This is a genomic window from Streptococcus mitis, from assembly GCF_946190335.1.
Lineage (GTDB): Bacteria > Bacillota > Bacilli > Lactobacillales > Streptococcaceae > Streptococcus > Streptococcus mitis_CH.
Genome location: NZ_CAMHZN010000003.1, coordinates 156,405 through 173,944, shown reverse-complemented (window position 1 = coordinate 173,944; position 17,540 = coordinate 156,405). Strand labels below are relative to the sequence as shown.

The following is a 17,540-nucleotide window of genomic DNA, read 5'->3' as shown; positions in this document are numbered from 1 at the left end:
TTAATATTATTTCTCGTTGCGACGACGAACGATAAGTTTGTCAGATTTCGCTTTCTTGTTACGAGTTTTAAGACCAAGAGCAGGTTTGCCCCATGGAGTAGATGGTGCTTTACGACCAACTGGTGCTTTACCTTCACCACCACCGTGTGGGTGATCGTTAGGGTTCATTACAGAACCACGAACTGTTGGGCGGATACCTTTCCAACGGCTACGTCCTGCTTTACCAAGGTTTACAAGTCCATGTTGTTCGTTTCCGACAACACCAACTGTAGCACGGCAAGTTCCAAGAATCATACGTACTTCGCCAGATTGAAGACGAACAAGAACGTATTTACCTTCAGAACCCAATACTTGAGCAGAAGCTCCAGCAGCACGTACCAATTCACCACCACGACCTGGTTTCAACTCGATGTTGTGGATCAAAGTACCAACTGGGATGTTAGCAAGTGGAAGAGCGTTTCCGACTTTGATATCTGCTTCTGGACCTGAAATGATACGTTGACCTACTTCAAGACCTTTTGGAGCGATGATGTACGCTTTCACACCGTCAGTGTAGTGTACAAGAGCGATGTTTGCAGAACGGTTTGGATCGTACTCGATTGTTTTAACAACTGCTTCAACGTTGTCTTTGTTACGTTTGAAGTCAACCAAACGGTAGAAACGTTTGTGTCCACCACCTTGGTGACGAACTGTGATACGACCGTTGTTATTACGACCAGCCTTGCTCTTCAATGCAACAAGCAATGATCTTTCAGGAGTGCTTGTTGTGATTTCAGCGAAATCCAAAGAAGTCATATTACGGCGACCGTTTGTTGTTGGTTTATAAACACGAATTCCCACGATATTTCCTCCTTAGATTATTCAGCTTCAGCAGCAAACAACTCGATTGCTTTTGAATCAGCTGTAAGTGTGATGATAGCTTTTTTAGTTTTGTTAGTAAAACCAGTGTAACGTCCAACACGTTTAGCTTTTGGTTTTACGTTGATTGTGTTAACGTTGGCAACTTTAACACCTTCGAAAGCAGCTTCAACAGCTTGCTTGATCAAAAGTTTGTGTGCACGAGTGTCAACTTCAAATACATATTTTCCTGCTTCAAGTTGAGCCATTGAGCTTTCAGTGATGACAGGTTTTTTGATAACATCATACAAATTCATTATGCAAGAACCTCCTCGATTTTAGAGATAGCTGCTTGAGTAACAAGAAGTTTGTCACTATTTGCGATGTCAAGAACACTTGCAGTTGTAGCAGTCGCAACTTTCACGTTTGGAAGGTTACGAGCTGAGAGAGCTGCGAATTCGTTTCCTTCTTCAAGAATAACAAGGACTTTAGAATCGATGCTCAAAGCTGCAAGAACTTTTGCAAATTCAGCAGTTTTTGGAGCTGTGAATTCAAGAGAATCAACGGCTACAAATTTATTTTCAGCAACTTTTTCTGAGTAAACAGATTTAAGCGCAAGGCGACGAACTTTTTGAGGAAGTTTGTACGCATAGCTACGTGGAGTTGGTCCGAAGACGATTCCACCACCACGCCATTGTGGAGAGCGGATAGAACCTTGACGAGCACGTCCAGTTCCTTTTTGACGCCATGGTTTGCGTCCGCCACCTGAAACAGCTGAGCGGTTTTTAACTGCGTGAGTTCCTTGACGAAGGCTAGCACGTTGGCTGATGATCACATCAAACACAACAGATTCATTTGGTTCGATACCAAAGATTGCATCATTAAGAACAACTTCGCCCGCTTGTTTACCAGTTTGGTCGAATAATGTTACATTTGCCATTTTGACTGTATTCCCCTTTCCTTATTATTTACCAGCTTTAACTGCTGATTTGATAGTGATAAGAGATTTCTTAGCACCTGGTACGTTACCTTTGATAAGGATAACGTTCTTTTCTGGAACAACTTGTACAACTTCAAGGTTTTGAATTGTTACACGGTCGCCACCCATACGTCCTGCAAGGTTTTTACCTTTGAATACGCGGTTAGGTGCAACAGGTCCCATAGAACCTGGACGACGGTGGTAACGAGAACCGTGAGCCATTGGTCCACGTGATTGTCCGTGGCGTTTGATAACACCTTGGAAACCTTTACCTTTAGAAGTACCAGTTACGTCAACAACGTCTCCAGCTGCGAATGTTTCAACTGTGATTTCAGCACCAACTTCCAAGCCTTCAACGTTTTTGAATTCACGAATGAAGCGCTTAGGAGCCGTGTTAGCTTTCGCTACATGTCCTTTAGCAGGTTTGTTGCTCAATACTTTGCGTTTGTCATCGAAACCAACTTGGATAGCGTTGTATCCGTCTGTTTCAACAGTTTTAACTTGAAGAACAACGTTTGGAGTTGCTTCAATAACTGTTACAGGGATCAATTCGCCAGCTTCAGTGAAGATTTGAGTCATTCCCACTTTTTTCCCTAAGATTCCTTTTGTCATGAGAAAATAGTTCCTTTTCTATATTTTTTATTCAAAAAGTTTTTAACGAGCGTTTTTTATGCTCAAGGTATCAAGCTTTAGATTAAAGTTTGATTTCTACGTTTACACCACTTGGAAGATCCAATTTCATCAAAGCATCAACTGTTTTTTGAGTTGGGTTAACGATATCGATCAAACGTTTGTGTGTACGCATTTCAAATTGTTCGCGAGAATCTTTATATTTGTGAGTCGCACGAATGATTGTGTAGAGGCTACGTTCAGTTGGAAGTGGGATTGGACCCGCAACTTGTGCACCTGTACGAGTAGCTGATTCTACGATTTTTGCAGCCGCTGTGTCAAGCGTACGGTGTTCGTAAGCTTTCAAACGGATACGGATTTTTTTGTTTGCCATCTTTTTCTCCTTTTCGTCTATTTAAGATAATAGGCTAGCTCCACAAGAAAACCGACGCGGTGTTGCGTGGCAATGCAACCGAGCGTGTCGCAACCTCTTGCATCAAAGCTAAGGCTGTAATTTACAGCACCATAATAGAATAACACAAAGCCCCTGCGATTGCAAGGGATTTGTTGCTGTTTTTTTAAAATTTTTAACATGAAAATGTTTTCTTTTTCGACAGGTCATTTATTTAAGTATTTTATAGAAGAAAGTTACTCTCTCTTCACCTGTTCATAGCTTTCTTTTCCGTCATTAAGCTTGTCCCAAATCACTACTTGCCCACTTTTGAGAGATTTTTGCACATCGATAATTCGTTGATTGGAAGAACCTCGAAACTGGAGCATGAGATTTCTCTTAGTTCGATCGTATCGTCCATCGACAAGAATGTCAATCAATGATAAGAGTTCCAGTTTATCTGGAGTTTCCAACAACATTTCTTCCCATGTATAGCCCGTCCAGGACCAGATGTCTTTGTCTGGCAATTCCTTCCGGATACGTTTCACGAGTGGCAAAAGGATTCCTGTATTAAGGAAGGGTTCTCCTCCTAATAAAGTCAAGCCTTGAACATAAGGTTGAGCGAGATCTTCCATGATCTGTTCTTCTAATTCTGCTGTATAAGGAATGCCAGCATTAAAAGACCAAGTCGCAACATTATAACATCCCTCGCAGTGAAACATGCAACCTGATACATAGAGGGAGTTACGCACACCCTCTCCATCTACAAAGTTGAAGGCCTTGTAATCAATAATCCGCCCTTGACTGAGTTCTTCGCTTTTCCATTCTTGTGGTTTTGGATTATTCATTCGCTACCTCTATCCAATAACGCTCGACTCCATTACGAACATCCTCAAGGAGCCCACCATTTGCTAAAATGACTGCTCTGCTAGCAGGATTATTCACGCTACAGGTCACAAGCGTTCTCTTGATGTTCTTTTCCTTAGCAACTTGCAAGCCCTGACGGAGAGTTTCCTTAGCATAACCCTTGACTCTTTCTGATGGACGAATGGAGTAGCCAATGTGACCAGCATAATTCAATAAACCCTCATTCAGTCTCAATCGCAGATTCAAAAATCCTAGAGCACGGCCTACATCATCAAATGATACAAATTGAATAGAAGGAACACGATTTTCAGGCAAGTTTATTCCCATCTCTTTTTGCATATTTGTTTCCAACCATTCTTCATACACAAAGTTCTCTGTATCCCAAAATCCTCCATCATGGGCTGATTGGTTCTTTTCAAACTCTGCCATCATCTCTAAAACTGTTTCTTTATCTGCTAATCTTGGTCTGCGTAGTTCCATCCTTACCTCCCACTAAGAGAAAAGCGAGAGCTGACTCTCACTTTTATTTCTTCTTATTCTTATTTAAAAATTGTTCTCTGAGGTTGAGCAAGCGTTCTTTTTTACCAGCTACACCTTTAGAGTGTTTCTCGTGATAACGGGTCACTTGTGCACGCCCCTTATCGTCTAATTGATATTTTCCCATTTCAGTTCTTTCTAATTGGTTACTTGATGGCCAGCTATTTTAATCGTTGAGCCATTCATATGTTTGACACGCGCAGCGATTTCCTTGTGACGTCCATTGACCATAGGTCTCGCTTGAGGATTGCCTAGATAGCCACAAGTCCGTTTCACAACATCTACTGTTTTAGGGTCGCTATTTCCACAGTTTGGACAAGCAAATCCTCTCTCAGTTGGTTCAAAATCCCCTTCAAAGTCACACTTGTAGCAACGGTCAATTGGTGTATTGGTACCTAAATAGCCGACACGGTCATAGGCATAGTCCCAGACAGCTTCCAAGGCCTTTGGATTTTGCTGAAGGACTGGATACTCACAGTAATGGATGAAACCACCTGACGCACCTGCTTCTGGATAGACTTTCTCAAAGTCTAATTTTTCAAACGGTGTTGGATTTTTACGAACATCGTAGTGGAAAGAATTGGTGTAGTATTCCTTGTCCGTAATATCAGGAATAGAGCCGAACTTTTCTGTATCTAGTCGGCAGAAACGGTCTGTCAAACTTTCAGATGGTGTTGAGTAGATAGAGAAATGGTAGCCATATTGGTCAGACCACTCTTCTACACGGCGTTTCATATCTCGAATAATGTCTAGCGTGAATTCCTTAGCATCTGGATTGCTTTCCCAGCTATTACCAAAGAAAACAGTCGCCACTTCGTACAAACCGATATAGCCTAGCGAAACTGTGGCACGACGATTCTTAAAGAGCTGGTCAACACTTTCTTCTTTACCTAGACGATGGCCAAAAGCACCGTACTGATAGAGGATAGGAGCATTGGCTGGTGTCGCCTCTTTAGTGCGTTCGACACGATAAACAAGAGCATCTTCAGCGATGTTCATACGTTCGTTGAAGATTTCCCAGAACTTATTCATGTCACCCTCAGACTCGAGAGCAATACGAGGCAGGTTAACCGTCACAACACCCAGATTCATGCGACCTGAATTAACCTCGACACCATTCTCATCCTTCCATCCTTGAAGGAAAGAACGACAACCCATAGGAACTTTGAAAGAACCTGTCAACTCAACAATCTTATCATAGGACAAAACATCTGGGTACATCCGTTTGGTTGCGCACTCTAGGGCCAACTGCTTGATGTCGTAGTTGGGTGTCCCTTCCTCTAAGTTGAGTCCTCTTTTCAGCGTAAAGATGAGTTTAGGGAATATGGCTGTTCGATGTTCCGAACCCAGACCTTTGATCCGGATGTTCAGGATAGCTTTTTGAATTTCCCGTTCAAAACGACTAGTTCCTAGACCAAAACCTAGTGAAGTAAAGGGCGTTTGGCCATTTGAAGTGAAGAGAGTGTTGATTTCATACTCAAGAGATTGCATAGCATCATAGATGTCTTTTTGCGTTTTCTTCCAGGCATAATCTTCCCGCTTTTCAGGCAAGACCCACTCTTCTGCATCTTTGAGGTGTTTTTGGTAATTTTTCTCTGCGTACGGCGCCAAGACTTCATCGATACGGTCAGCTGAACATCCCCCGTACTGGCTAGAAGCAACGTTGGCAATGATTTGGGAAATCTGAGCTGTTGCAGTCTGGATAGACTTAGGACTTTCTACCTCTGCATTCCCAATCTTAAAACCATTTTCCAACATCCCCTTGAAATCAATCAAACAGCAGTTGGTCATAGGTGTATAGGGACTGTAGTCCAAATCGTGATAGTGGATATCCCCTTTTTGGTGGGCATTGGCTACGTGCTTAGGAATCATTTGCAGTCCGATTGATTTCCCAACAATCCCTGCTGTCAAATCACGCTGGGTGTTGAAGACATCGCTGTCTTTATTAGCATTTTCATTGACAACTGCTTGGTCTTTGTTGAGAAGCTTATGGATACTAAAGTTAATATCTGTCGCTTTTGAGCGCTCAAAATCCCTCTGTGTTCGATAAGTAATATACTCCTCAGCCAGTGCATATTCTTTGGCTTCAAGCAGTTCATGTTCTACGATATTTTGAATTTCGTAAATCTTAACCCCCTGTGGAAAGCGACTATGAATTTCTGTGACAATTCGCTCGGTCAGAGCATTTAGGCGTTTTTCGACCAAGGGTGTCACATCCATAACCTTGTCTGCCGCCTTGTGGAGAGCCTTGTCAATCTTGTCCACATCAAATACAACACGTCTCCCATCTCGTTTCTCGACGAAGAGAGTTGGCAAAATTGTAATTTTTTCTTCTAGTGCAATCATATGCATGCTCTTTTCTAAAATGTTCTTTCTAAAAAGTATTATACCACTCTAAAAAGAAAAATCAATATCTTGTGTTAAAAATCCTAAAATTTTTAAAAATACACAAGATATTGATTTTGTTATTTAATTTTATAGACTTTAAACTCTGAGTAATCAGTCTTTACTTGTTGGTAATTTTCTTTTAAGAGTGTCTCCGCCTCAGACCAGAGAGCCACCTTGTCGTTTACCACAATCATCTTAGGTTGGTTTTCTTTCAAGTCATGAATCAAGGTAGTTTTGTTTTCTTCTGTATTCGTATAAAGAAGAGGTGATGGGAACATGGATCCAGCCAAACGCTGGCTTTCTTTATACATTTGAACATGTGAATCCCAAATATAAATTTGGTCTTCCTCACTCGTCTCTTGTTTGACTCTGTCTACTACTTGATGTTGTTCTTTATAAGAAGCTGGATGCAAGACAAAACGAGCCACAAAAGGAATAGCAATCAGATAAACCACCACTAGGATCGGTAGGTAGAGATTTCCCTTCATGAATTTTTTCCATAGAGTAGGAACATCTTCTCTTCTCCGACGACGAGCTCCCCTAGCTGAATGTTTCCCACGAATACTGGTCATCAAAAGAAGGAGTAAAAATGGAAGGATTAGAATCAAACACGAACCGTGAAGAGGTTCTTGAGAAAAAAGCAACAAGGCTAATACAAATATGAAAGCAAAACTAGCTGGTACTGAAATAACATATAATCTTGATGCCTTTGATTGGAACAAACCTAGAAAAACAAGGAAGAGAGCTCCTAAACCAAAGGTCAACAAACCATAGAATACAACATTATCCATTAGTTGGGGATTGATAAAGACCTGAAGGGAATCAATCGGATATAAAAGACTTCCTAGAGCTTCTCCAAAGCCACCTGAAGCAAGAACATAATATCCTACTGGGTAAAAAATGAGAGAAAAGCCAAGTGCTGCTGCAAAAAACTGATAAACTCCATGAGCAAGGCGACCATGCCCAACATTAAAGACAAACAAACCAATTGTTACTACTGCAATAAAGAGAAGACTTGTAAGAGGCTCTATGAAAAATGATAGGGCCAAGAAAATCCCCAGACGTAGAAATCCCTTGTCATGGTTAGGAGTTGATAGATAAGCTGCTATGAACGAAAATCCTGCAAACAGAAATGGCAAAGCTAAAATCGTAGCATATCCTCCGCCAAAACCGAGACCGGATACCAAAATATAAAATATGGTTAGGAGTTGCTTGGCTTGTTCCCTTTGTCCCGTCAGATAGTCAGTTGAAGAAAAGAGGAAGTAACCTCCTCCTAAGAGGGCTAGCCATTCTACCAAGGCAAAAAGGATGCCTCCTTGGGTGATGTAAAGTAGCAAGTAATAAATAAGACCGTGACTTGCATAATAGCTACTGTAAAGCTGTCCTCCCTGATGTAAAGCCCACCCTATATACAAATCCTGCGCCTGAGAGGGACTTACCATATCTAAAAGTAAAGGTAGCACCACAGAAAAAACCGTTGCAATCGTACTTCCAATGATGAGTCTGAAAAACGGAAAAGCTACCTGTTCTTCTTTTTCTACATGAGATTCAAGGTTCCTATCCAATCTATTTTCAATCTCATTACTCTGTATCGTTTCGGATACTTCTTCTATTCTGCCATATACAGCCATGTCGTTTCTCCTATTCAATTTATCTGTCTTAGTATATCAAAAAGACCTAAAATTGTCAGCTTGCGATGGCTGTTTGAGCGATTTTTTGCATAGTTTCACAAAGGTTTCAATTTCCCGAAATCGGTGTAAATGCGTCTGTTTAAATGACATGATATAATCCAATTCTTTCTGAGTCAGCATCGTTCCTCCTATATCTTCTTATTCGTAAAAGGCAAGAAAAATAGGACTGGGTTGTATCCTAAGTCCTAGATTTCTTATAAGATAGGGGCGAATAACTGGGCAATTTCCTTAATCAATTTTTGATACCAGCTATTTTTTATCGTATGAGGGAAAATTTCTTGCGATGCTAAAAAAATCTCTTGAAAATCTTTTTGAATCTCAGTGATTGACTCCATTTTATATAGCAAAACTGCATTTTCATAGTGGTGAAGCAAACTTCTATAATCTAAGTTAATGGTCCCAACTACAGCAAAGTCCTTATCCACTAAGATTTGTTTACTGTGGATAAAGCCTGGACTATACTCAAAAATCCTTACTCCTGCTGACAACAAATCCGGATAGGCCCCTCTTGTAATCAGTTGGATTAATTTTTTATCCGGAATGAAAGGAGTCACGATGCGGACATCAACACCCCTCATGGCCGCATTTTTAATACTCTCTGTTAAGTCATAGTCAATAATCAAATAAGGTGTTGTGATATAGACTGAATCGGTAGCCTGATTAATCAAACTTTGATAGACTTTTTTCCCTACCTGGGTACGGAAGATGGGCTTGGGTCCACTACCGTAAGGAATGCAGAGCCCTTGGCTAGAACGAGGTTGATTTTCCAAGTGATACTGATCAAAATCACTGATTTCCCCACGATTGATGTACCAAGTCATCAAAAAGAGACGGGTTAGGGCCTTGACACCAGGACCATCTAAGCGAATCCCACTGTCCTTCCAATAGCCAAAGCGTTCTACATGATTGATGTACTCATCGGCTAAGTTAATGCCTCCTGTATAGGCTACCTGACCATCTATGACAAGGATTTTCCGATGGTCCCGATTGTTGTAAGCCACCGTCAAACGAGGAATCACCTTGTTAAATTTATGGGCTTCAATTCCTCGACTACGAAGCTGAATAGTATAGTCTCCGGGTAAAGTCGCCATACAGCCGATATCATCATAGAGCATCTTGACCTCTACACCCTGAGCTGCCTTTTGCTCTAGTATGTCTAGTATGCTATTCCACATTAGACCTTCTTCGACAATATAGTACTCTAGAAAGATAAACTTTTCAGCTTTCTGGAGGTCTTCCAACATATGTTGCCACATGCTTTCACCTGAAGAAAAGAATTGTGAGTCGGTTCGATCATATACATCGGCATTGCTATCCATACTTAACAAAGATTTGATAACTCCGTAAGCCGCCTTATCCTCTTCCTTCAATTTCTGGCGGAGAGCTTTACTGTTATCCTCCCGAAAATGCATGGAACCAAGTTTGTCCAACTGCTTGATTTCTTTTTTGGACAATCGCCTTTCACCAAACATCAGATAGAGCAAAGGACCAATAACAGGAACAAAGGTCACCACTAGCCACATTACCTTGCTTTCAGGCGCCATGGAACGATTGACAATCGCTACGATAGTCGCCATACTCATAAAGATTAAGAGAATGACCCATAGAATAGGGGCCATACGCCCTAAATAAAGAAAGAGACCAAAAACAAGACACAGTTCAAGCAGCATAATCGAAAGACTAAAGCCATACTTGGACATCAATAATTGAAATTTTCTATATTTCATATCCCCTCCTTGATATTTTGAATGCTAAAAACAAGTAATTGATACTAGTATAACTCAGTTATTCGATAGAAGGCAAGTATTTATAATCATTTTTCTGAGTAATCATAAAAGAGACCGAAAATTCCAGTCTCCTTCTAGTTTATTTTGATAAAACGATGCGATCAGACGCTTCTCTATCCATATCGTCGATAATCATCTGATTGCCATTGATTGTATAAATCTTGACATCATCACCAATAATCATGCGTTGATTAGCGGCGTCGAAACTAACCTGCTTGATTTCTTGTTCACCGTCAGTTTCTACCTGTGTCCAGGTACCAGTTGTTCCAGTTACCACTAAAGTGATACGGTCTCCTTCGTCCTGACCAGTATAAGTTCCATCAATATTAGTTGGTTGAGCCTCAGGCGCATTTTGTGAAGAACTTGTTGCTGCCTGATTCGTATTTTCTGCAGAAGATGAAGTAGCTTGTGATTGTTGAGTTTCTTGTGTTTGTGGTTGAGCTGCTGGTTGTTGAACCCGTTGCGCTCTTTGTGAACAAGCTACTAAGAGACTAAGACTTGCTAAAGAAGCAAGAGAAAGTGTGAATGTTTTTAATTTCATGATGAACTTCCTTTCTGCTACCAATTTAGAGAATGTTCCTTCTAACTGGCAGTTCCCCTAGTATAACAAGTTCAAAAAAGGAGGTCAATTTATCTGCTCATGCCCCAGTATGTGGCTCCGTACTTCTGAGATAAAATAGAGAGACCCTGTAATGAACAATAAATCCTGGCCATCTGCTCTTTCTTCAAAATTGCTAATAAATTCGCGATAAGAGGGAATTACATGGTAACCTGTTACATCTGTCTCATCCAAAGAACCTTGATAGTCAAAGCCGGTCACCTTGAGTTCTACCTGAGGCAAATTTTCAGTCAGATAACCCAACATCCCTTGATAATCCTTCCGTTTCAAGGCTCCAAATAGGATTTGAGGACGATATCCTCCCTGCTCTTTTTCTTTGATAAACTCAACCAAGCGAGCCAAGGCAGGGAGGTTATGGGCACCATCCAAGTATATCTGCGGACGAATACGCTCCAAGCGACCAGCCCAATGGGTCTGTTTCAAGGCCTTTCTTACAGCCTGTTCATCAACAACTTCCTTTCCTTCTCCCATAAAAAGAAGAAAAGTTTGCAACGCCAAGGCCGCATTCTCCTGCTGATAAGCTCCTTCTAAACCTATTTTCAGCTGTGAAAGATTCCCCAAAGAGCTTGAAAAATTGCCATTTAGCATTGAAAAATCCTGACCTGCCTGATAAAGGTCAACAGCTAAAGAGTCTGCTTTTTTCTGACAGACAAGTCTAGCTTCTAAAGGCAACTTAGCAATCACTGCCTTTTTACCAGCCTTGAAAATACCAGCTTTCTGCTCTGCAATTGCCTCTAGACTATCACCCAAGGTCTCCTGATGGTCTAGCCCGATGGAGGTGATGACAGCAATCTCTCCAGTTACTACATTGGTCGTGTCTAGTAAACCACCAATTCCCACTTCTAGTAAAAGCAAATCCACCGCTTGCTCTCTAAAATAGAGAAAAGCAATCGAGGTCAGCAATTCAAAAAAGGACAACTGATCATGGGTTTGCAGAAGGGTCTTTTCTATCTCCTTGACCTGATTAGCCAAACGGATGAAGTCTGCATCAGCTATTGGTTGCCCGTTAATGCAGATTCGGTCATTGATGGAGATGATATGAGGGGAGGTAAAGGTCGCAACTTTTTTGCCATGCGCCATAAATAACTCCCTCATAAAAGCAATGGTAGAACCTTTCCCATTAGTCCCAGTGACGTGGATAATAGGGTAAGACTGCTCAGGATTTCCTAGCAAATCTACCGCTTGTTGCATTCGGCCCAAGCCTGATCGAAAATTCAAACCAATCCGACTATGGAGCCATTCTTCTACTTCAAACATATACATCTCCTTAATTACAGGTTCAATCAACTGCCTCAATAAAGTCTCATAACTAACAAAAATGAGGTCAGGATTTTCGTCCCGACCTCTTACCTGGTTAGCTAATCACTAGCAACTATGGATATTAACGTGGGGTAAAATTCTCCCCAAATATTTCAACTCTTCTAATTTCTAGGAGTTGGGCTGATACAGTCTCCCAGACTTACTGACGGTTTTTATTTTTAGCGTCAGGCTAAAAACATCCCCCGGACTTACCAGTTCTCTCTTATTTAAAGGAACTGGGGTAAAAATGTTCACTGAACATTTTTACTCCTCCATAAAGCTGTTGAAGACTTCTTCAATCATGTTCCATTCGTCTTCTGAGTCTTCTGGGATTGGTTGCAATTCGCCTTCTGTTCCATCTTCGTTTTCGATGAATGAGTAAGCTTGGATTTCAACTTGTCCGTCTTCGTCTTCTTCTGCGTTAACTGGTACTAGAAGAACATAGTTTTTACCAAATTCTTCTTTTCCGTCAATCGTCAAAAGGATTTCAAACAAGGTTTCATTTCCTTGCTCATCTACTAGTGTAATTAATTCACGTTCTTCGTGGTCGTGGTTATGATCGTGTGACATAGCCTCTCCTTTGTATTAAAATTTTCTATCTAAATAATTTTGTAAAATCAGCTGAGCTGCTAACTTATCAATGACTTTCTTGCGCTTGTTACGGCTAATATCTGCTTGCTCAATCAACATGCGCTCTGCGGCAACTGTTGTCAAGCGTTCATCTTGATAGTCTACTGGTAAACCAAAAAGCTCTTCTAACTTTGCTCCGTATGCTTGACTAGCTTCCACGCGCGGTCCGCTTGTATTGTTCATATTTTTAGGCAAGCCCACTACAAATCGTTCCACCTTGTAAGTATCAACCAACTCCTTAACGCGGTCAAAACCAAATTGACCTTGCTCCTCATTGATTTGGATGATTTCAAGTCCTTGAGCTGTAAAACCAAGCGGATCGCTAATAGCCACCCCTACCGTTTTTGAACCGACGTCCAATCCCATAATTCTCATAGGTTATAGATCGACTCCTTGTCCTTTAAGGTAGTAGCGGACCAATTCTTCAACGATTTCATCGCGCTCATACTTACGGATTTGATTTCGTGCATTATTATAACGAGGAACGTAGGCAGGGTCTCCACTCAATACGTAACCTACGATTTGGTTAATCGGGTTATAACCCTTATCGTTCAACGAAGCATAAACATCAGTCAGAGTTTCGCTAATTTCTTTTTTATTGGAATCGTCCAATTTAAAACGTACTGTTTCTTCAGTAAATCCCATTCTAACACCCTCTTTCCTTAGAATAGTACCATTATAGCATAATTCCTTACGTTCTACAATTCAGGCAGTCTATTTATTTGGATTTTCTACTGTTCTGTCGCGCCATTTGCCAATCTGTCTGAAATATATTTGCTTGGTTCATTCTTCAAGAGATTTTCTAAACCAATATTCTTCAAATATTCTAACTGAGAAGCCTTCTTGACATCCAGAACTTGAAAGTCAAAACTAGTCGTTGTTTGAAGTTCGGTTGCGCTCAATAGTTTGGTTTCAAGCTTAAATCCTGCTAATTTACGAGCTTCTATAATAGCCTCATCCTTCTCCTCTGCCTCCAGAAGAGCTTTTTGAGTTTCTTCCACTCCATGTTGGTCGATATAAGTCTTCAACTCATCAGAAACTGGACGTTTTTGTTGAATCGTTAAGCTCAAAAAAGTCTTGTCCTTGTATGTAATGGTTTGGGTTTGCTGGCTACCATCATCTGACTTGGGCAAGACCAAAGTCTTGGTCACAACTGTATTCTTCTCAGCATTCTCAATAACTGGCAATGCAGACTGAAGCGTATCCTTTTCTGTTTTTGTAGCTGTTCCAGTTTCTTTTTTCTGTCCGCAACCAACCAGGACAAAAAGGAAAGCTAGACTAACAAGAACAATTTTTTTCATTTCTTTCTTCTTTCTTTTTGAAATTAAAATAAGACTGGGAGTTGCTCCCAGCCTTGATGTTTATAGAGCTGCACGCAAACGTGCTTCTGCATTTTCTACATTACGGACAGAGCGTGGTAGGAAGGCACGAATATCGTCTTCCTTATAGCCAACTTGCAGGCGTTTTTCATCCACAAGGATTGGGCTCTTTAAAATTCTCGGTGTTTCCATAATCAGATTGAGGACTTCATTGACGCTCAAATCTTCAATATCCACTCCAAGGGCTTTGGCATAGCGATTTTTAGACGAAACGATGCTGGCTATTCCGTTATCTGTTTTTGTCAGAATATCCAGTAATTCTTCTCTCGTAATTCCTTCTTTACCAAGGTTTTGTTCTTTATAACTTAACTGGTGGGCATTGAGCCAGGTTTTTGCTTTTTTACAGCTAGTACAACTTGAGACTGTATAAATTTTAATCATGTACCTACCCCTTTCGCTACATGTTACTATCAGTTTAGTCTATTATACCATAAAAAACATCCGACTTGCGACCTATTTTTAAATTTTTTTGACTTTTTTCGTCATTTTCGTACTTTTTTCTTGACAAAATGAAATTTACAGCCATTCTTGATATTTCTTGATATAAATTTTTTTCACAATTGTCACACTAATCATATACAAAATAATGATGAAAAGTAAAAAGATGAAATAAATCGGTTTTAATGGAGTTAGATGAAGTAGGATTGCGAGTGGACTGTAGGGAAGGAAGGTCACAAAGGCTGCAGCCAATAAGGTTGTCACAAGGACTAGCCAAGCCGGACGACTTTGTAAAAAGGGAATTTTGGCTGAACGCAGCATATGGATAACCATGGTCTGTGACCACATGGACTCGATAAACCAACCTGTCTGAAACAAGACAATAAATCCTACGGCAGACTCTGCCCCATGAACATAAGCTTGACCTGTCGTCATGGGTACAATGATAAAATAGAGCAAAATAAAGGTCAAAATATCAAAGGCAGAAGAGATAGGCCCCATCCAAACCATGAAACGTGTGATGGACTTAGCTTCCCAGGTATGTGGATTTCTCAAAAAATCTTTATCCACCTTGTCAAAAGGTAAGGCAATACAAGACAAATCATAGACTAGATTTAGGATAATCAAATGAACTGGTGCCATTGGTAAAAATGGTAAAAAGATTCCAGAGACCAATAGGGATAAAATATTTCCAAAATTAGAACTCACTGTCATTTTGATATATTTGGTCATATTGGCATAGACCTTACGCCCTTCAACAAGTCCTTTTTCCAGAACCATGAGATCCTTATCAAGTAGAATAACATCAGCTGTTTCTTTGGCAATATCTACTGCTGTATCAACAGAAATCCCCACATCTGCAACTTTCATAGAAGGAGCATCATTGATCCCATCTCCCATATAACCGACAGCATGACCATTAGCCTTAAATTGCAAAATAATCCTCGCTTTTTGGTCAGGTGAAAGTTTGGCGAAGACGGTTACCTCCTCTACGGCTTGGGCCAATTCTTGATCACTCATCTGATCAATTTCAGATCCTAACAGCATCTGATTGATATCCAAACTAACCTTTTCACAGACTGCTTGGGTAACTTTTTCGTTGTCTCCCGTCAAAATCTTTGTTTGAACCCCATGTTCTAACAGAGCCTTAATTGCTGGTGCTGCAGATGGTTTAGGAGGATCTAGGAAGGCTAAATAACCAGTTAGAATCATATCCCCTTCATCATCAACTGTATAGGCATGACCTTCCCTCAAACCTGACTTATAGGCCACTCCCAAGACACGCAAACCTTGTTGATTTAGTTGTCTGACTTCTGCTAAAATTTCTTCTCTAATAGCATCTGTCAAGGAAGTAATCACTCCTTGGTATTCCGCATAACTGGAAATCGTCAACATTTCCTCAAGTGCTCCCTTAGTTACCAAACTAACCGTTTCGTGTTCATCCTTAACGATAACACTCATACGTCTACGTTCAAAATCAAAAGGAAGCTCATCTATTTTTTGAAATGTTTGAGACAGATTTTGCAAGAGGGCGTGTTCTTTTGCTTCCTTTTCAGTCCGTTTGATGATGGCTCTGTCCATCAAATTTTTCAAGCCAGTTTGAAAATAAGAATTGAGATAAGCTCGTCTCAAGACGGTCAAATCCAAGCGTCCGTGGATGTCCAAGGGATATTCAAGGACAATTTCGTCTTGGGTTAGAGTTCCTGTCTTATCTGTACACAAAATATCAATCGCCCCTAAGTCCTGTATGGCATTGAGTTTCTTGATAACCACTTTTTCCTTGGCCATAATGATGGAGCCTTTTGCTAGACTGGCCGTGATAATCATAGGAAGCATCTCAGGTGTCAATCCAACACCAACACTCAAAGCAAATACGCCAGCTTCCAGCCAGTCACCATCTGTTAAACCATTGGACAAGAAAACGATGGGCACCATGACCAACATCAAGCGAATCAGGAGCCAAGAAATACTATTCATCTCCCGCTCAAACGAAGTAGGCTCGTCATAGGTGTTCAAAGTCTGCTCAATGGCCCCCATCATGGTATCATCACCAACTGCTAAAACCACAGCCTTGGCACTACCAGACAAGACATTGGTTCCCATAAAGGCGAGCGCTTCTGCTTCTAGCAGACTATCAGATTGTTGAACTGTTGCCTTGGTCAAGGCCAATTTTTCAACCGATTCACTTTCACCTGTCAAGCCCGACTGTTGTACAAAGAAATCGCGCGACTCAAATAAAAGAAGATCTGCTGGAATCATGTCTCCAGCACTTAATTTAACCACGTCACCCACTACCAAATCATCAATAGGTACTTCTTGGATTTCTCCTTGACGAATGACAGTCGCTGTGTTGACAATCATTTTTGATAGATTGGTCGCAGCCTTATCACTACGGAGTTCTTGGACAAAGCGTATGCCACCAGAAATGAGGACTAGGACAACGATGATAATAGAAGTCGTCGGATCTTCTTGACCTGGTTTTGCCAACCAGACATTGGTCACCAAGGAAATCACGGCGATGACCAGCAAGATGATTGTAAAAGGATTGATAATGGATTCGTAAATCTTTTTGAGGATACTGTCTTCTTGACCCTTTGTGATGGTATTTTCGCCATATAGGTCACGATTTTTCTCCACCTGCTCCTCAGTCAAGCCTGTTAGACTTGTCTTATAAAAAGATAGAGTTTCGTTTAAAGATGTATGAATAGCTGTTGCTAATCTTTCTTTTGTAGTTTTCATTGGTTTCTCCTATCTGTATGAATGATGTGTTTCATACACAGAGACCAATCACTTTATAAGGGCAGAACGACACAAATCAGCGATTGGCTGTGTATGTGCGGTTCCGGATGATCGTCAATTTGCATCGTTTATCTCCTTTCTTTGATTTAAACAGTAGAAAATCCCACCATGAAATGGCAGGATTAAAAAACTAATTATCTGTTTTTCGTTCAAGCTTTAACTCCATAGGGCAATGTAATGAGCTTAGTCTTGGCCTTCGCGACCAGGACTGTTGACCAACGAGTAGTGTCTCCACTGCTTTGCGGTAGTCATCCGTATCCCTATGGTAGCCTCACCTACCGTTTTCGTCT

General features: G+C 40.8%; 19 protein-coding genes and 1 riboswitch. All 19 genes read right to left on the bottom strand.

The annotated features are described in order from the left end of the window. Window positions 1–6: 6 nt before the first annotated feature. Window positions 7–840 carry a 50S ribosomal protein L2 gene (gene rplB, locus N8O43_RS05970; protein ID WP_229294456.1) on the bottom strand — a complete coding sequence of 278 codons (834 nt, stop codon included), beginning with the start codon at window positions 838–840 and terminating at the stop codon, window positions 7–9. A gap of 17 nt (window positions 841–857) precedes the next feature. Beyond that, window positions 858–1,154, bottom strand: a complete 297-nt coding sequence (locus tag N8O43_RS05965) for a 50S ribosomal protein L23 (protein ID WP_001055347.1) — start codon at window positions 1,152–1,154, stop codon at window positions 858–860. Further along, window positions 1,154–1,777: a 50S ribosomal protein L4 gene (gene rplD / locus N8O43_RS05960; RefSeq protein WP_000024547.1), complete on the bottom strand. Its 624-nt coding sequence runs from the start codon at window positions 1,775–1,777 to the stop codon at window positions 1,154–1,156. The genes N8O43_RS05965 and rplD overlap by 1 nt, the downstream gene beginning before the upstream one ends. Window positions 1,778–1,801: 24 nt before the next feature. Next, window positions 1,802–2,428 (bottom strand): 50S ribosomal protein L3, encoded by a 627-nt coding sequence (gene rplC, locus N8O43_RS05955; RefSeq protein ID WP_247953380.1) that lies wholly within the window; start codon window positions 2,426–2,428, stop codon window positions 1,802–1,804. Window positions 2,429–2,510: 82 nt separating this feature from the next. Beyond that, window positions 2,511–2,819, bottom strand: coding sequence for a 30S ribosomal protein S10 (gene rpsJ / locus N8O43_RS05950; RefSeq protein WP_001284513.1), 309 nt, complete (start codon window positions 2,817–2,819; stop codon window positions 2,511–2,513). 254 nt (window positions 2,820–3,073) lie between these two features. Continuing rightward, a complete protein-coding gene (gene nrdG, locus N8O43_RS05945) occupies window positions 3,074–3,664 on the bottom strand; it encodes an anaerobic ribonucleoside-triphosphate reductase activating protein (RefSeq protein WP_045612364.1) in 591 nt (196 codons plus the stop codon). Further along, the gene (locus N8O43_RS05940) at window positions 3,657–4,163 is read right to left on the bottom strand and encodes a GNAT family N-acetyltransferase (RefSeq protein WP_045612366.1); all 507 of its coding nucleotides are present in this window, start codon (window positions 4,161–4,163) and stop codon (window positions 3,657–3,659) included. Before N8O43_RS05940 ends, nrdG begins: the two co-directional genes overlap by 8 nt. A gap of 43 nt (window positions 4,164–4,206) precedes the next feature. After that, on the bottom strand, window positions 4,207–4,347 hold the full coding sequence (locus N8O43_RS05935; RefSeq protein ID WP_261089744.1) for a hypothetical protein: 141 nt from the start codon (window positions 4,345–4,347) through the stop codon (window positions 4,207–4,209). Window positions 4,348–4,358: 11 nt separating this feature from the next. Further along, a complete protein-coding gene (gene nrdD, locus N8O43_RS05930; RefSeq protein ID WP_261089743.1) occupies window positions 4,359–6,566 on the bottom strand; it encodes an anaerobic ribonucleoside-triphosphate reductase in 2,208 nt (735 codons plus the stop codon). 119 nt (window positions 6,567–6,685) lie between these two features. Next, window positions 6,686–8,239, bottom strand: a complete 1,554-nt coding sequence (locus tag N8O43_RS05925) for a damage-inducible protein CinA (RefSeq protein ID WP_261089742.1) — start codon at window positions 8,237–8,239, stop codon at window positions 6,686–6,688. A gap of 254 nt (window positions 8,240–8,493) precedes the next feature. Then, complete coding sequence (gene cls / locus N8O43_RS05920; protein ID WP_261089741.1) at window positions 8,494–10,026, bottom strand: cardiolipin synthase; 1,533 nt, start codon at window positions 10,024–10,026, stop codon at window positions 8,494–8,496. A 139-nt stretch (window positions 10,027–10,165) separates the two neighbouring features. Next, entirely contained in the window at window positions 10,166–10,627 is a 462-nt protein-coding gene (locus N8O43_RS05915; RefSeq protein WP_261089740.1) for an SP_0198 family lipoprotein, read from the bottom strand. A gap of 84 nt (window positions 10,628–10,711) precedes the next feature. Then, entirely contained in the window at window positions 10,712–11,962 is a 1,251-nt protein-coding gene (locus tag N8O43_RS05910) for a bifunctional folylpolyglutamate synthase/dihydrofolate synthase (protein ID WP_261089737.1), read from the bottom strand. A gap of 306 nt (window positions 11,963–12,268) precedes the next feature. Continuing rightward, complete coding sequence (locus N8O43_RS05905; protein WP_000017620.1) at window positions 12,269–12,574, bottom strand: DUF1292 domain-containing protein; 306 nt, start codon at window positions 12,572–12,574, stop codon at window positions 12,269–12,271. Between the two features lie 15 nt (window positions 12,575–12,589). After that, the gene (gene ruvX / locus N8O43_RS05900) at window positions 12,590–13,009 is read right to left on the bottom strand and encodes a Holliday junction resolvase RuvX (protein ID WP_004239076.1); all 420 of its coding nucleotides are present in this window, start codon (window positions 13,007–13,009) and stop codon (window positions 12,590–12,592) included. A 3-nt stretch (window positions 13,010–13,012) separates the two neighbouring features. Beyond that, window positions 13,013–13,279, bottom strand: coding sequence for an IreB family regulatory phosphoprotein (locus N8O43_RS05895; RefSeq protein ID WP_000507059.1), 267 nt, complete (start codon window positions 13,277–13,279; stop codon window positions 13,013–13,015). An 86-nt stretch (window positions 13,280–13,365) separates the two neighbouring features. Beyond that, window positions 13,366–13,935, bottom strand: coding sequence for an SP0191 family lipoprotein (locus N8O43_RS05890; protein ID WP_000725153.1), 570 nt, complete (start codon window positions 13,933–13,935; stop codon window positions 13,366–13,368). A gap of 60 nt (window positions 13,936–13,995) precedes the next feature. Then, window positions 13,996–14,394, bottom strand: a complete 399-nt coding sequence (gene spx / locus N8O43_RS05885) for a transcriptional regulator Spx (protein ID WP_000591165.1) — start codon at window positions 14,392–14,394, stop codon at window positions 13,996–13,998. A gap of 135 nt (window positions 14,395–14,529) precedes the next feature. Beyond that, window positions 14,530–17,190: a magnesium-translocating P-type ATPase gene (gene mgtA / locus N8O43_RS05880; protein ID WP_261089736.1), complete on the bottom strand. Its 2,661-nt coding sequence runs from the start codon at window positions 17,188–17,190 to the stop codon at window positions 14,530–14,532. Window positions 17,191–17,384: 194 nt separating this feature from the next. After that, window positions 17,385–17,535, bottom strand: a riboswitch (M-box (ykoK) riboswitch). Window positions 17,536–17,540: the final 5 nt, after the last annotated feature.

What these genes read in the sequence shown, in the direction of transcription:
- N8O43_RS05965 (WP_001055347.1), bottom strand. Translation starts at nt 1,154, where the DNA reads ATGAATTTGTATGATGTTATCAAAAAACCTGTCATCACTGAAAGCTCA.
- rplD (WP_000024547.1), bottom strand. Translation starts at nt 1,777, where the DNA reads ATGGCAAATGTAACATTATTCGACCAAACTGGTAAACAAGCGGGCGAA.
- rplC (WP_247953380.1), bottom strand. Translation starts at nt 2,428, where the DNA reads ATGACAAAAGGAATCTTAGGGAAAAAAGTGGGAATGACTCAAATCTTC.
- rpsJ (WP_001284513.1), bottom strand. Translation starts at nt 2,819, where the DNA reads ATGGCAAACAAAAAAATCCGTATCCGTTTGAAAGCTTACGAACACCGT.
- nrdG (WP_045612364.1), bottom strand. Translation starts at nt 3,664, where the DNA reads ATGAATAATCCAAAACCACAAGAATGGAAAAGCGAAGAACTCAGTCAA.
- N8O43_RS05940 (WP_045612366.1), bottom strand. Translation starts at nt 4,163, where the DNA reads ATGGAACTACGCAGACCAAGATTAGCAGATAAAGAAACAGTTTTAGAG.
- N8O43_RS05935 (WP_261089744.1), bottom strand. Translation starts at nt 4,347, where the DNA reads ATGGGAAAATATCAATTAGACGATAAGGGGCGTGCACAAGTGACCCGT.
- nrdD (WP_261089743.1), bottom strand. Translation starts at nt 6,566, where the DNA reads ATGATTGCACTAGAAGAAAAAATTACAATTTTGCCAACTCTCTTCGTC.
- N8O43_RS05925 (WP_261089742.1), bottom strand. Translation starts at nt 8,239, where the DNA reads ATGGCTGTATATGGCAGAATAGAAGAAGTATCCGAAACGATACAGAGT.
- cls (WP_261089741.1), bottom strand. Translation starts at nt 10,026, where the DNA reads ATGAAATATAGAAAATTTCAATTATTGATGTCCAAGTATGGCTTTAGT.
- N8O43_RS05915 (WP_261089740.1), bottom strand. Translation starts at nt 10,627, where the DNA reads ATGAAATTAAAAACATTCACACTTTCTCTTGCTTCTTTAGCAAGTCTT.
- N8O43_RS05910 (WP_261089737.1), bottom strand. Translation starts at nt 11,962, where the DNA reads ATGTTTGAAGTAGAAGAATGGCTCCATAGTCGGATTGGTTTGAATTTT.
- N8O43_RS05905 (WP_000017620.1), bottom strand. Translation starts at nt 12,574, where the DNA reads ATGTCACACGATCATAACCACGACCACGAAGAACGTGAATTAATTACA.
- ruvX (WP_004239076.1), bottom strand. Translation starts at nt 13,009, where the DNA reads ATGAGAATTATGGGATTGGACGTCGGTTCAAAAACGGTAGGGGTGGCT.
- N8O43_RS05895 (WP_000507059.1), bottom strand. Translation starts at nt 13,279, where the DNA reads ATGGGATTTACTGAAGAAACAGTACGTTTTAAATTGGACGATTCCAAT.
- N8O43_RS05890 (WP_000725153.1), bottom strand. Translation starts at nt 13,935, where the DNA reads ATGAAAAAAATTGTTCTTGTTAGTCTAGCTTTCCTTTTTGTCCTGGTT.
- spx (WP_000591165.1), bottom strand. Translation starts at nt 14,394, where the DNA reads ATGATTAAAATTTATACAGTCTCAAGTTGTACTAGCTGTAAAAAAGCA.
- mgtA (WP_261089736.1), bottom strand. Translation starts at nt 17,190, where the DNA reads ATGAAAACTACAAAAGAAAGATTAGCAACAGCTATTCATACATCTTTA.